Origin of the sequence: Robertmurraya mesotrionivorans, from assembly GCF_050971805.1 — a bacterium.
In the GTDB taxonomy this organism is placed as follows: Bacteria; Bacillota; Bacilli; order Bacillales; family Cytobacillaceae; genus Robertmurraya_A.
Genome location: NZ_JBPCCH010000015.1, coordinates 34,181 through 47,364, shown reverse-complemented (window position 1 = coordinate 47,364; position 13,184 = coordinate 34,181). Strand labels below are relative to the sequence as shown.

Annotated in this window: 14 protein-coding genes; 3 read left to right on the top strand and 11 right to left on the bottom strand. The window is 37.6% G+C overall.

Annotated features, from left to right (window positions below):
• Positions 1-70 precede the first annotated feature (70 nt).
• Positions 71-1,324: an L-rhamnose isomerase gene (gene rhaA / locus ACRX5O_RS18955; RefSeq protein WP_433907389.1), complete on the bottom strand. Its 1,254-nt coding sequence runs from the start codon at positions 1,322-1,324 to the stop codon at positions 71-73.
• Positions 1,325-1,342: 18 nt separating this feature from the next.
• Positions 1,343-2,764: a rhamnulokinase gene (gene rhaB / locus ACRX5O_RS18950; protein WP_433907388.1), complete on the bottom strand. Its 1,422-nt coding sequence runs from the start codon at positions 2,762-2,764 to the stop codon at positions 1,343-1,345.
• A gap of 184 nt (positions 2,765-2,948) precedes the next feature.
• Here rhaB and ACRX5O_RS18945 point away from each other — a divergent pair, with 184 nt between their 5' ends.
• On the top strand, positions 2,949-3,161 hold the full coding sequence (locus tag ACRX5O_RS18945; RefSeq protein WP_433907387.1) for a hypothetical protein: 213 nt from the start codon (positions 2,949-2,951) through the stop codon (positions 3,159-3,161).
• Between the two features lie 502 nt (positions 3,162-3,663).
• Here ACRX5O_RS18945 and ACRX5O_RS18940 read toward each other — a convergent pair.
• The 6 genes from ACRX5O_RS18940 to ACRX5O_RS18915 all read right to left on the bottom strand — a co-directional run bounded on the left by ACRX5O_RS18940 (position 3,664) and on the right by ACRX5O_RS18915 (position 8,570).
• Entirely contained in the window at positions 3,664-4,632 is a 969-nt protein-coding gene (locus tag ACRX5O_RS18940) for an AraC family transcriptional regulator (protein ID WP_433907386.1), read from the bottom strand.
• Between the two features lie 255 nt (positions 4,633-4,887).
• Positions 4,888-5,319 carry an ester cyclase gene (locus tag ACRX5O_RS18935; protein ID WP_433907385.1) on the bottom strand — a complete coding sequence of 144 codons (432 nt, stop codon included), beginning with the start codon at positions 5,317-5,319 and terminating at the stop codon, positions 4,888-4,890.
• Between the two features lie 206 nt (positions 5,320-5,525).
• Positions 5,526-6,587, bottom strand: coding sequence for a hypothetical protein (locus ACRX5O_RS18930; protein ID WP_433907384.1), 1,062 nt, complete (start codon positions 6,585-6,587; stop codon positions 5,526-5,528).
• Positions 6,571-7,098 carry an RNA polymerase sigma factor gene (locus ACRX5O_RS18925; protein WP_433907383.1) on the bottom strand — a complete coding sequence of 176 codons (528 nt, stop codon included), beginning with the start codon at positions 7,096-7,098 and terminating at the stop codon, positions 6,571-6,573. Before ACRX5O_RS18925 ends, ACRX5O_RS18930 begins: the two co-directional genes overlap by 17 nt.
• A 270-nt stretch (positions 7,099-7,368) precedes the next feature.
• Positions 7,369-7,620, bottom strand: coding sequence for a hypothetical protein (locus ACRX5O_RS18920; RefSeq protein ID WP_433907382.1), 252 nt, complete (start codon positions 7,618-7,620; stop codon positions 7,369-7,371).
• Between the two features lie 29 nt (positions 7,621-7,649).
• Positions 7,650-8,570 carry a DMT family transporter gene (locus ACRX5O_RS18915; RefSeq protein ID WP_433907424.1) on the bottom strand — a complete coding sequence of 307 codons (921 nt, stop codon included), beginning with the start codon at positions 8,568-8,570 and terminating at the stop codon, positions 7,650-7,652.
• Positions 8,571-8,686: 116 nt separating this feature from the next.
• Here ACRX5O_RS18915 and ACRX5O_RS18910 point away from each other — a divergent pair, with 116 nt between their 5' ends.
• The gene (locus tag ACRX5O_RS18910; protein ID WP_433907381.1) at positions 8,687-10,027 is read left to right on the top strand and encodes an aminotransferase-like domain-containing protein; all 1,341 of its coding nucleotides are present in this window, start codon (positions 8,687-8,689) and stop codon (positions 10,025-10,027) included.
• Positions 10,028-10,196: 169 nt separating this feature from the next.
• Here the strand turns inward: ACRX5O_RS18910 and ACRX5O_RS18905 are convergent, their stop codons facing one another.
• Together ACRX5O_RS18905 and ACRX5O_RS18900 are read right to left on the bottom strand one after the other, a co-directional pair.
• The gene (locus tag ACRX5O_RS18905) at positions 10,197-10,586 is read right to left on the bottom strand and encodes a tautomerase family protein (RefSeq protein ID WP_433907380.1); all 390 of its coding nucleotides are present in this window, start codon (positions 10,584-10,586) and stop codon (positions 10,197-10,199) included.
• A gap of 64 nt (positions 10,587-10,650) precedes the next feature.
• Complete coding sequence (locus ACRX5O_RS18900) at positions 10,651-11,232, bottom strand: DUF4256 domain-containing protein (RefSeq protein WP_433907379.1); 582 nt, start codon at positions 11,230-11,232, stop codon at positions 10,651-10,653.
• Between the two features lie 363 nt (positions 11,233-11,595).
• Between ACRX5O_RS18900 and ACRX5O_RS18895 the strand changes: the two genes are divergently transcribed.
• Entirely contained in the window at positions 11,596-12,234 is a 639-nt protein-coding gene (locus tag ACRX5O_RS18895; RefSeq protein ID WP_433907378.1) for a mechanosensitive ion channel family protein, read from the top strand.
• Between the two features lie 54 nt (positions 12,235-12,288).
• On the opposite strand, the gene ACRX5O_RS18890 is transcribed toward ACRX5O_RS18895, so the two are convergent.
• Positions 12,289-13,170, bottom strand: a complete 882-nt coding sequence (locus ACRX5O_RS18890; protein ID WP_433907377.1) for an ROK family protein — start codon at positions 13,168-13,170, stop codon at positions 12,289-12,291.
• Positions 13,171-13,184: the final 14 nt, after the last annotated feature.

Here is a 13,184-nt window from a genome sequence, read left to right as displayed (position 1 = left end):
ATTATAGCATATTCTTTGAAAAACAAAAAGATAGTAGACCCCCACAAAGGAAGATCTACTTATCTTTTTGTTATCTTTTTGATAGTACTTCGTTTTCGTATGCCTTTACTTCTTCTAACCAAGCTTCTTTTACAGGCACACCCATTTGTTCACAATAGTAATCCCAAATTGCTCCAAACGGATAGGTTTTAAATTCCTCCATTAATGCCAATCTTTCTGTAAAATTGCCTTCTTCTTGAAGCTGTTTTAATTTTTCGTTTGGCACAAGCATTGCGTATAATAGTGCCTTCACCATGTTTCTTGTACCGATTGTCCAAGCCGCTACACGGTTGATACTTGCATCAAAGAAATCAAGACCGATAATCACTCGATTCAGTGCATCGTTACGAACAATTTCAAGGGCAATTTCTTTTAGTTCATCATCTAAAATCACGACATGGTCACTATCCCAGCGGACAGGTCTTGATACGTGAAGAGCTACCTTGTCACTATATAAAAGCATCGAAGAAATTTTGTTGGATACCGTTTCTGTTGGATGATAGTGTCCTGTATCAAGCAAGCAGATTTTATCGTTCTTTAATGCATAGCCTAAGTAGAATTCGTGAGAACCAACCACATAAGATTCAGAACCAATTCCAAATACCTTGCTTTCTACCGCATCAAGATTGTATGACTCATCAACGGGTACAGCGAAAATTTTATCTAAAGAGTCCTTTAAGCGTTGTCTTGGAGTCAATCTGTCACTCGGAATATCTTTATAGCCATCTGGAATCCAAATATTTGTTAATGCTGGTGTTCCTAGTTCTTTTCCGAAATACTCCCCGATTTTTCTACTACCAATACAGTGATTAATCCAAAACTCACGGATCTCTTCATCTGGATGTGAAAGGGTTAATCCATCTGATGCTTTTGGATGTGAGAAAAGGGTTGGGTTATAATCTAGCCCTAATCCTTGTTCCTTCGCCCAAGCTACCCAATTTTCAAAATGCTTCGGCTCTAGCTGATCACGTTCTACTACTTCGCCGTTTGTTTCTGCGTAGATGGCATGAAGGTTTACACGATGTTTTCCTGGGATTAGAGAAAGTGCTTTTTCTAGGTCGCTACGTAATTGCTCAGGTGTCGTTGCCTTTCCAGGGTAGTTTCCTGTTACATCAATTCCTCCAGATAGCTCACTTGGATTGACTTCAAATCCTCCCACATCATCGCCTTGCCAGCAGTGGATAGAAATAGGCACTGACTTTAGCTTTTGTAATACGTCTTCTACATCGATTCCCCATTTTGAGTATGCTTGCTTAGCTAGTTCAAAGTTTTCCTTAATAGTCATGATATTCTTCCTCTCCGATTATGAGTTTGCTACTGATTTAGTAGGTTCGTATTTTTTCACTTCAAAAGATTGTTTGATGACAGAACGTGCTTCCTGTAAATCCGTAAATTCTCCTAATGCCATCAATTGAGCAACGATATTGCCAATGGCTGTTGCTTCAATCGGACCAGCCAGCACTTCCTTATTGGTTACGTCCGCGACAAGCTGATTCAGCATTTCATTTTGACAGCCACCACCGATGACATTGATCTTATCAAATGACTTTTCAAATATACTTTCTATTTCTCCGATGGTTTCTTTATAACTTGCGGCTAAACTATCATACACGCATTTTGCAACTTCCCCTGGTGTACTTGGAACACTTTGTCCCGTCTCTAGCAAATAGTTCATAATTTCCTGCACCATATTGTCCGGCTTTAAGAATCGATCATCATTGACGTTTACGATCGCACGGAAGTCTCCTGCCTCTTCCGCCAGTTCTACAAGTCTAGCGAAGGAGTATTCATGATCGTAGTTTCGCTTTACCTCTTGAATCATCCAAAGCCCCATAATATTTTTCAAGAAACGGAAGCGATAGTCGATACCGCCTTCATTTGTAAAATTGTAATCTAGTGCTTTTGTGACACAGATAGGGAAATGATTTTCCGTCCCCATTAACGACCATGTTCCTGAGCTAATATAAATGGTACTATCCTCTTCTGGTACAGAGATGACCGCCGATCCGGTATCATGTGTGGCAGGGAGAATGACGTTCATATCAAAGCCAAGTTCTGATACTAGCTCTTCCTTCAAGTTCCCTAGAATAGTCTTTGGCAGCTGAATCTCATGGAACATGTCCTTATTAATTCCTAAAATATCTAACAGCTCGTAGTCCCATTTTTTCGTAAAAGCATTGACCAGCTGTGTGGACGTTGCATTTGTATATTCGTTTGATTTTTTCCCTGTTAGTAAAAAGTTCAAATAATCCGGTACCATTAAAAAGGATTTTGCTTTCGCTAAGATGTCAGGATAGTTCTTTTTCAAAGAATAGAGCTGGTAAATCGTGTTGAACTTTTGAAATTGAATACCTGTTTCAAGGTAAAGTCGCTCCTTGGAGATGAGCTCAAATACCTCTTCCATCATGCCATCCGTCCGTGGATCACGGTAGGACACAGCCTCCGTTAGTGGCTGGTCATTTTCATCTAGTAAGACAAAATCAACCGCCCAGGTGTCAATCCCGATGCTATCTGGTGTAATACCTAGTTCATTACACTTTTTTAATCCTGTTTTGATTTCATCAAACAGTCGATCGATCTCCCAGCAAAAGTTATTCCCTTTTTGCACGATCTTATTTTCAAATCGATATAATTCACGCAACTGTAATTGTCCATTTTCTCTATGACCTAACATTAATCTTCCGCTTGAAGCACCAATATCAACAGCAATACTGTACTTGTTCATCCTCAACGCTCCTTTTGGTGTAACCGCTTACGATACTACTATCATACTAGATTCAGAGAAATATCCTATAACGGGATTCATTTAATTTATTGACCTTATTTGCAAAAGGAAAAGCGGAAGCAGCTTGGTCAGCTCCGACAGGCATAAGACGAAGACCGAAAGAGGTCCTGACCTCTGTAGGGCTTTGGCTTATGACCCCGAGGAGCTAGCTGCTGGAGCTGGACAACGAAAAGCGGAAGCAGCTTGGTCAGGGGCGACAGGCATAAGACGAATCGCGCAGGAAGGCCTGCCTTCTGGAGCGAGTTGGCTTATGACCCGAGCCCCTAGCTGCTGGAGCTGGACAACGAAAAGCGGAAGGGCCCGTTTAGCGACGTATGGACTGGAGCGCTTTGACTGAGATAAAGGAAACACGAAGAGCGTAGCGATTCGATGTTGACTTATCGTAGGGAAAAGAGCGAAGTACACTAGTCGCTGGGCACTGGAGCTGGACAACGAAAAGCGGAGGCAGCTTGTTCAGGGGCGACAGGCATAAGCTTAAAATGAATAGAAAGGCCAATTTTTCATTAAAAACATAAAAAAATTGGCCGAAATTACATTCGGCCAGTGCTTTTTTGTTGCTCTAGAGGGCTATAAAACCAAATTTGAACAATATGGTCACCCTTCAAGCTATTTTTCCGGTGTTTATTTGCGATTTCTAGGATATATTTGCTATTCCCAGATTTTATTTGCGATTCTAGGAAATTATTTGCGATCCTACAAATTTATTTGCGATCCCAGAAATTTATTTGCGATTCATCATCCTTATTTGCGATTACCAAAGTTTATTTGCTATCTCGACCTTTTATGGCCTTTGTCCTCAATCTCCAAAATCCAATAAAAAAAACAGCTGAACACAAAGTTCATCTGCCTTTCAGCTCCACTCGATAGTCCTTTGGAGTTTTTCCGTATTTGCTTTTAAAAATCCGGTAGAAGTAGCTCATATTATCGTAGCCCACTTCATCAATGATTTTTGTAATGGGCATTTCGGTTCTTTCTAGAAACTCCCTTGCTTTCGTAAGTCTCTTTTCCTGTAAAAGCTCCTTAAAAGTATACTTCGTCGCTTGCTTGATTTGCTTACTCACTGCGTAGTGGGGCTGGTTCAATTGCTCAGCTAACTCATAAAGAGAAGCATTTTGATAATGCTCATCAATATACTTCATCGTCTCGACAAGGATATAGTGATGTTCGGTGCTTAGTTCATTTTGCTTTAATTTATCCGTGTGCTTTAATAGCTCTATCATTAAAAGCCCCATATAAAGCTTCAAGGTAGACTCTGAAAATAACGATGGTTCCATGATTTCATCCATCATCTTCTTAATTAACTCTTGAATAGCCTCCACATGTGTAACAGCAAAGTATAAGTATTGTCCATTCTGAGTGTGATTATAAAGACTGTTTATAATGAAGTTACTCATTAAATTGGTTGAGGATAAATAGGAAAATATAAAATCAAAGAATTTCGGCTGAATAATAAAATTAATGATAATATCCTCTTTTGCACAAGCTTCAATCTCATGTTCAATATGTTGGTTCAAAAATAAAAGCTCGCCCTGCTTTAAGTGGACATTCTCCGTTCCAACCTTCTGCTTTAACTCACCATGAAACACATAATTAATTTCGATATAATTGTGCCGATGCTTGGGAAAATCAATAAATCGTGTATGCTTTCTAAGCATAATCATCTCGTTTGGATTCAAGAACTTTTCACTTTCAATAATAAAAGACGTTTGATTCGTATAAAGGTCCTTCTTTATTTCACTACTTTGCTCGAGAATCATCTGTTCTTCTTCTGTAATTTCCATCAAGGTTGCAAGAAGATCATTTCCCATATTACACCTCATGAACGTGATTTGTGTTGTCTTTAGTGTAATATAAAAGCTTGCAGGGATAAACATAAAGGGTTCCGTTTTGAGGTGCTTTTCTACAAATAAGTGCCGAAATGTTAGTGGTTCTGACATCGTTATTGGTATATAAAAGGCAAAACTCGCCATAAGTGGCGAGTTTCTTTATTAGGAATACCTAAACCTTATTTCACTAAAGCCGCCTTTAGTTTAACAAGAGTTTATTAACAATTACATTGAAAATTAAACAATTTTAATATTTCTATTGAACTCTAATTGTTTTTGAATTCCTAACCTATCAATCTGAATCCAATACTCTGAAATTCTTCCATTTTCTATTCTATACACCGCACTTGCCATTTGTATTACTGGGAGTCCTGTAGGTTGGTAGCCATCGATTTCTCCTACGTGTGTACCTTTTTGTTTCCATCGTACATATACTTTATTTCCGTCTACTAAAAATTCTTGAATTTCTAAAGAAAAATTACCATATGCTTCAATCATTTCTCTTACGTGTTTAGCATAATCTTTAGGTGTCCTCAACACTGTTTGTTCTTCTTCAGATTCAATTTGATGTGCTAATACTTGTTCTGCCATTAATTGATTTGAATAATCAGGATTATTACCTGATCGTACTTCTTCAAAAAATTCTCTAACAATTTGTTCTGGTGTCATAATACCCCCCCTATTTTTTAATCTAATACTATCATAATTATAGGTGATTTTATTAACCTGCTTCTATTATACAATAGTGATTTTTACGTAAATAGGCATCACTCCTTTTAGGATTAATGCCCTTTTCTTTAAGTAAATATCTTCACAAACTTAAAAATATACATAAAAGGTCCCAAGAAGAACTACTATCTTAAGACCTTTTATTATTACAACATTGATAGCAAAATTTTTTCTAATTCCTCTTTGTTTAACATACTATCTTGTATAACAATCTGATAAGCTTCATTACCGTCTTTTGCAGGAACGGTCATCTTCATCATCTTTGTATTGGATCCAGTAAAATGACCGAAGAACACTTCCTTCCCTTCGAGCATATAGGCCTCCAAATTATAGCCCTTAGAGGACAGTGCAGGGTGCTCAACTGAAGCTGCCGCTAAATAAACATAATACACACCCTCATCCTCTGCAGTATATTGCCAACTTATAACTGGTTCCGGTTTTCCGGTAGTAATCTCAGCTCTGTGATCTTCATTCACTAGTTGATAGCCTTCAGGTGTATAAGTAGGTTTTTTGATAGGGAATTCAACTAAGCTCTGAGCCTTTTCCTGTGTGTATACAAAAAGAGAATAAAACTTTTCTCTTGTTGGTGTGATTGCTTTAGCAGCTTCTTTTACCTCTACCTTTTCCTCTGCAGTAAGTAAATCTAGACTATGCGGATATTCTGGATCTCTGTAAACATTTGCTTTTCCATCTAGAGCGACAATTTTGCTTGTTAGTGGGATATACTGGTTCTCAAACTCCTCTTTTGTTAGAAATTTTTTCGCCACTGCCACTTCGTTTCGAAGTCTCTCATATTCTTCTTTATCCATTCCTAAATTAGCCTTTGCCTGCTCTGGTGTCCCCACCATATTTTCTACCACGGTTTGAACAGAAACATCGGATTGTTCCTGCGATTCCCCTGTCGTACTCTCTTTATCTCTTTTATAACCCTTATCAATAGAAGAGTCGGTCATTTCTGAAGAAGATTTTTGATTTAGTACTGTCTCCTGATTTAACATTATGAATACAATTAACGAAACAACTATTACAATACTTCCTCTATAGAAAGTACCCAAAGTTTTTTTGAATTTTGCATTAGCTTTCCTTTTATTAAGATCCCTAATAAGCTTCTGTTTTAAAATATGGTCATTAGCTTTCTTCCAGTTCATATCTGATTCTAGTCGTTTTAGTGCAAAATCAAATTGACTACTATCATACTGTTTTTTCATTCAACAATCCCTCCTTAAGCATTTCTTTCTCAAAAGCCTGAATTGCTCGAAACAGAGTTGATTTTACTTTGCTTTCCGACCATCCTAGTATCATTGCCGTCTCATAAATCGAAAAACCCTTTACCTTTCGAAGAATGATCACCTTCCTATAAGACTCCTTCAAAGTCCCCAAGACTCTGTATAACTCTATAGAAGTTTCCCTAATCTGAACTAGCTCACAAGGCATAGGTGCTTCATCCTTTTTTAACAAGAGAACTTCTTTTATCATGGTCAAAGGTTTCCTTTTCCGTATGAAATCAACTGTTACATTATGCGCAATACTATATAACCATGTTTTAGGACTAGAATGATGTTTAAAAGAATCATAGTTAACAAACGCCTTTATAAATGTCTCGTGTCTCAAATCTTCGGCTTGCTGGTAGTCTTGAATCATCATAAATATAAACTTAAAAATAGGTTCATTATATGTATCGTACCAATCTTGGACAACCTTACTTTTGTCACTTTCCACAGATTAACCTCCTTTTTCTTTAAATACAGTATTTAGACGTATAACTCTACCAAAAGTTTTACTTATTATTAATTTTTTGGAGAACTTTTTTATAAATAGAAAAAACACTAACCCTTATCAGATTAATGCTCTTTGCTCATTAATTTTCTCTTCTTTGAAACCATTCTTACACTAACCTCCCTTTTCTACAATAAGAACTTCCATACTAAATAGCATGAATCCCTCTTGGATCAATGCCCCCCCTTTAGCCGGAGTACAATCAAAAAGTATTTAAGTTAATTCTTTTAACCATACCTCGAACCATTCAATGGGGAGTTTTACTTTAGAAAAATTCATCTGTTGTAGTTTCATAAGCGAGAAAGTGTTAGCTAAATATAAATCCCATTGTGCTGAAATATCCTCTAAAATGCCGTATAGCTTCTCATCATCTAGTCTATATCCATTCATATAATACATATCACACCAATTACAGATCTGTTGATGAGTATATTCATTTGTTTTATTTACCACACTCTTTAACAATTCAATCAGGTTTTCCTTACTAAACGACCCTATATTTTTTCATTTGATTTGCCCCTTGCACCAAAATAGTTTGTACCCACAACACCGATGATAATGATAATTGATCCTGTTATGTGGTATAAATGAAATTCCTCTTTTAAAACAATGACCCCTGCTAAAATGGTAATGAGCGTAGCAAAATTACTGAAAACACTCATTTTCGATGCGGCTATTTTTGATAAAGCATAGTTGGAAAGATAGGACGTTCCTAAAGACGATAGGATACCTAAATATAAAATGGCAAGAACAAAATCCCAGTGTCCAAAAGGTTGCATAAATTGATGGACTGTTCCATTCATTATACGGTTTGTCAGTGCCAGTCCATTAAAAGCTATAAACCCAAACAAGGTCATGAAATATGTGATAGTGAATAACGAATAGCGTTGTGTTAACTTTCTGGCAAATACGTTGTATAGTGAGGCGGTAAGTGCTGAAAGTAAAATGAAACCACTCCCAAGGAGACTTGTATTTGTGCTCCCTGCCCCGTTCATATACATAATATACATCACACCGAGTACAGATAAACCAATCGCTATTTTTTGACTACGTGTAGATGTTTCCTTTAAAATGATACTTGCAAAAATTAACGTAAAAATTGGTATTGTTGCTTGAATAATACCAGCTTCCGACGAAGATGTATGCACTAACCCAAATACTTGAAAAGCAAAAAAGAGTGTCGGATATAAGATAGCTAACAATGCAATCCGTAGTACATCCTTTTTTGTTACTTTGATCGATTCTTTTTTTAACACGAACAACACTGTGGCAGCGATCCATGCAATGGTAAACCGATGAGCCAATGTATCTAATGGTGTTGCAACTGTTAATGTCACTTTAACAAACATAAATGACAATCCGATAATGATTGCATAGATGGTTGCTGCGAAATATGCATTTCTATTTTCAATTATTTTGATTACCCCCTTATATTGATCCAGCCGGTACCATTATAGTAAGAGATACTAATAACCTTTACGATATAAAAAATACACATCTGTACCGATACAGATGTGCAAAGAGGTTTATGATGCTTAAATATGAATCAATCTATCAATCACTTATGTTGCAAATTCAGTCTGGTGAATTTTCGACCGGTGCAAAATTACCATCCATTCGAAATTTAACAAAACAATATTCTTGTAGTAAAACCACGGTATTGACCGCTTTAAAAAAATTGGAGGAGCAACATATTATATATGCCCTACAGAAAAGTGGTTATTATGTTGTGGATAATCAGGTCTTCAAAACACCATTGTCCACTGACATAATTGACTTTGCCAGCGCATCTCCTACTTGGCATGCATTTCCTTATAAAGAATTTCAACACTGCATAAATAAAGCAATTGATACCTATCAAGAAGAACTATTTCTCTACGGAACGCCAAAAGGTTGGCCGCCACTCATAGCAGAAGCTAAAAAACTGTTAGAATCTTACCAAGTATTCACGCATAACGAACAGATATTCATCACTACGGGTGTTCAACAGGCTCTTTCTTTAGTAAGTATGATGCCCTTTCCAAATAATCGTTCCACCATTCTAGTTGAACAACCTAGCTATCATTTATATATGGAACTGCTGAAAACCTTACGGCTGCCAGCAATAGGAATTGAACGTACCGCGAAAGGTATTGATTTAGGTCGACTAGAACAAATATTTCATGAAGAAGATATTAAATTCTTTTATACAATGCCACGCTTCCATAATCCTTTAGGATCTTCATACAGTAAAAAAGAAAAAGAGGCTATTTTACAGTTAGCAGACCAATATAATGTATACATTGTAGAAGATGACTATTTAGCAGATTTTGAATACAACCCGAAGAACGATCCTCTTTTTGCTGATGATTACCACGATAAAGTCATCTATTTAAAAAGTTTTTCAAAAATTATGTTTCCTGGGTTAAGAGTTGGATTGGCTGTTCTTCCTTCTTCAATTATTGATATTTTTCAAAAATACAAAATGACAACGGATATCGACAGCTCTATGATTTCACAAGCCGCATTATATCTCTATTTGAAAAATGGTATGTTTGAACATAATAAAATGAAAGTCAGTAACATCTATCATGCACGTGCGAAAATTCTGCAACAATCAAAACAAGATCATTTATCTACGTACGAATCATCATCAGAAATAGTAATGCATAGTCATATTAAGTTGCCCAAGCACGTGAATTTGAAATCATTTGTTTATCATTTGCATGAAGAAGGCATATATCTGGATTCAGTTGAAAGAAATTATCTAGATGACTTTTACCACGAACGGATTTTGAAGTTGAATGTTTCAAATGTTGACGCCCATCGAATTGAAGAAGGAATTAGGAAAATTGCAAGTGCATTAAAAAATCCTCAAAACTACTTTTTGTAAATGCTTTCGAACAAGGCAAAACTATCCTTGTTCGAAAGCATAAAGGGTTATTATTATAAACTCTTATTCCATTAAATGGCCCGATTACTTAATAAGGGCTGAAGGTGATTATTCAACTGCACCGTTTATCGAATAAGAAAAAGTGGCCAATAATAGACCACTTCTTCTCTCATACATTCACTTTATAATTTAACGCTAACTCATCGCCAGGTAGCCCTCTTATTCCCCAGTTATGTTTCGGTGTTTCAAAAATGGTTATCTCGACATCTTGAGGAGAGATATTCAATTGGCTGTTTATGCGTTCAAAAAGCAGATTGATCAGCTGTTTTTTAGCTTCTACCGTTCGCCCCTCAAACATACTAACCTCAATTATGGTATATGCATCCGTTCTTCCGTTTGAAAAATAAAAATCTTCTTTGTCCATAGGAAAAAAACGGTGAAATTTCTTATCCAAAGGAAGCTCAAGTGCTTCTACCATACACGAATGAATAACATTCGATAATGTTTCCTTAATTGGATGTAACCTTGTCTTTACACCGTAAATTTTAATTTGTCCCACTCTCATCTCACCTTTCTCTTCTCAACTAAACTCCACTAACACTAAACAATATTCTGTGCAAAATTTAGACTCTCAGCGAGCCGCGGAATCCTCTGGCAGCATAGTAAGATTCGGCACCGTTATGATACAGGAAAACATGACCGAAGCGACAGTCGCAAAAAAGGGCCCCACCTAGTTCTCTAATAGCAGAGGGTGTTTGTACCCAACTCGATGTTTTCAAATCAAAATTTCCAAGCTTCTGCAACTCTCGATATTGTTCCTCTGTTAATAGTTCAATGCCCATGGCAGATGCCATATCGGATGCGTTATTTTCAGGTTTATGATTTTTCCTTGACTCCAATGCTTCAAGGTCGTAACAAACACTTCTGCGACCTTTAGGACTTTCCGCTGAACAATCATAAAAAATGTATTCGTCCTTCTCCTTATCATAACCAACAACATCCGGTTCACCGCCGGTTCTTTCCATTTCATTAAGCGACCACAGTTTTTCCGTATTCACTTCTAGCTTTGCTTGGATTTTATACCATTCGAGACCTTCGTGGCGGTTTATGTTTTTTTCAAAACGGGCTTTCAATACTTTTAATAAGTCTTCACGTTGTTCTAGTGACAATTCCTTATTATTACTGATGGCATTTCCCTTTGTCATATTCATTCCCCCTAATTGTTATTACTCTAATGGTTTAAGTATATATGCATTTTAGTTTAAAAATAAATCGTTTTCAAAAACTACTTGGAGAAATACGATATGATTCCCATCCATTTGGGAAAGGTATTTTTTCTCCTTTTCCACATTCCTTTGGTATAGTAAAAGAAGTGGAGGATTGATAAAATGTTTTCCTTAGAACTGTTCAAGCAATTGCCCGTAAGGATTTTAATAGTGGCCTTGCTGATTATACTCACCGTCTATTTGATTCGTAAATCCATCAAGCTTTTCTTTGACAAAACGAGCTTCTTGGATGAAAAGCGAGAAGAGACATTGATGCATTTCGCGAACTAGGTAACAAAGTTAATGGGACTGTTGTTCTTCTTTATTTATGTGCTCAGCCCTTTCTTTAACCTGACTAGGCTTATTACTGGTTCGGTAGTGGTGGCCGGTGCCCTGGCATTGATTTTCCAGCATATCATCCGGGATTATATTATGGGGCTGACTTACTTGTTTGAACGTCAGATTCATCACGGGGATTATGTGATCATCAATGGAAATCATCAGGGGAAAATCGAGGAAATCAGCATGCGCCACCTGAAGATTCGCCAGTTTGATGGTTACCTTTATTCGGTTTCCTATAGCAACATCAATGAACTACATAACGGGAGCAGGGGAAGGCGCCGGGTGAACGAAAGCCTTGTTCTCAGCTACAATCAAAATCCGGACGACGCTTTTAAAGTCATGGAGGAAGTGGCACAAACCTGCAACGAGAAATACGGAGAATTCTTATTGAAGGATGAGCAAGGTGTTCCTGTGGAGAGCTTCAAATTTAACCAAATCACCGAACTAAACGTTGATTACAGGGGTCACAGGTACTCCATATCCGGACTTGTGAAGGAAGAGGATCTCGTTGAAGCAAGCAAAAAGGTGAGGTATGAATTGGCCATGGCTGCCTATATGAACAACTTAGAGATGGCAGAGAACTTTGACACGGGCCACTAATAATCACTTAAAAAATGGGACGTATGCTCATGCATATGTCCCTTCTTGTTCCATTTATTTGTTCATAAAATGATACACCGCACCAATCATCCCGGCATCATTTCTATGTTTGCATGGAGCAATTTCCACTTTTAAAAACTTCCACCACTCAAGTTCTTCTAGCTTTTCTTGGATTTGTTCAATCAGCCCTTCTCTTGCACTTACTCCCCCACCAATTAGGATCTTCTGTGGATTTAGAGTCACTGCCAAATTAAAGAGTCCGTAACTAATATGCTCCAACCAGTCATGAATTAATTGGTCTACCTCTTTATTTTCAGCAGCCTCGGAAAAAATGGACTCTCCCTCAACCTTTACATCCGCTTCCAAGCCCTTATACTCTCTATACCTTTTGATCAGACTAGCGGTAGAAGAGTTGGTATGAAGCATTTCCTTCCCCTTTTCATCTGCTTTCGTTAGCATAAAGCCAAATTCACCACCGCGGAACGTATGACCGTGGACGATCTTTCCATTCACCATGATCCCCCCGCCAATTCCTGTGCCGATCGTATAGCAAATGAAGTCATTACAGCCCACGGCATTTCCACTCCATCTTTCCGCTAACGCTGAGCAATTTCCATCATTCTCAATCTCCACTCGTAAAGGAACCCTAGCTTCAAGGAGCTCCTTTAGATTTTTTTGGTCCAAAGCTGTAATGGCTCCTGCTCTCTCAGCAAAACCGGTGCTTGGATTAATGAAGCCCGGAAGGCTAATGGCGACACCTTCCACTTCATAAGTCTCTTTATATTCCATAATCGTTTTGACCATATCGACCAAAAAAACCTCTAGGTCATCACAGGTAGTCGAGTAGCTCCCTTTTGTAACAATCGTTCCGTCCTCCAGAACAATACCGTGCTTTACCTTTGTTCCACCGACGTCAAAAGCAATATACTTTTTCATTCTTATTCTCCTTC

Coding starts and splice junctions, on each gene's coding strand:
- rhaA (WP_433907389.1), bottom strand. CDS start 1,324: ATGACTATTAAGGAAAACTTTGAACTAGCTAAGCAAGCATACTCAAAA.
- rhaB (WP_433907388.1), bottom strand. CDS start 2,764: ATGAACAAGTACAGTATTGCTGTTGATATTGGTGCTTCAAGCGGAAGA.
- ACRX5O_RS18940 (WP_433907386.1), bottom strand. CDS start 4,632: ATGGGAAATGATCTTCTTGCAACCTTGATGGAAATTACAGAAGAAGAA.
- ACRX5O_RS18935 (WP_433907385.1), bottom strand. CDS start 5,319: ATGACACCAGAACAAATTGTTAGAGAATTTTTTGAAGAAGTACGATCA.
- ACRX5O_RS18930 (WP_433907384.1), bottom strand. CDS start 6,587: ATGAAAAAACAGTATGATAGTAGTCAATTTGATTTTGCACTAAAACGA.
- ACRX5O_RS18910 (WP_433907381.1), top strand. CDS start 8,687: ATGCTTAAATATGAATCAATCTATCAATCACTTATGTTGCAAATTCAG.
- ACRX5O_RS18900 (WP_433907379.1), bottom strand. CDS start 11,232: ATGACAAAGGGAAATGCCATCAGTAATAATAAGGAATTGTCACTAGAA.
- ACRX5O_RS18895 (WP_433907378.1), top strand. CDS start 11,596: ATGGGACTGTTGTTCTTCTTTATTTATGTGCTCAGCCCTTTCTTTAAC.
- ACRX5O_RS18890 (WP_433907377.1), bottom strand. CDS start 13,170: ATGAAAAAGTATATTGCTTTTGACGTCGGTGGAACAAAGGTAAAGCAC.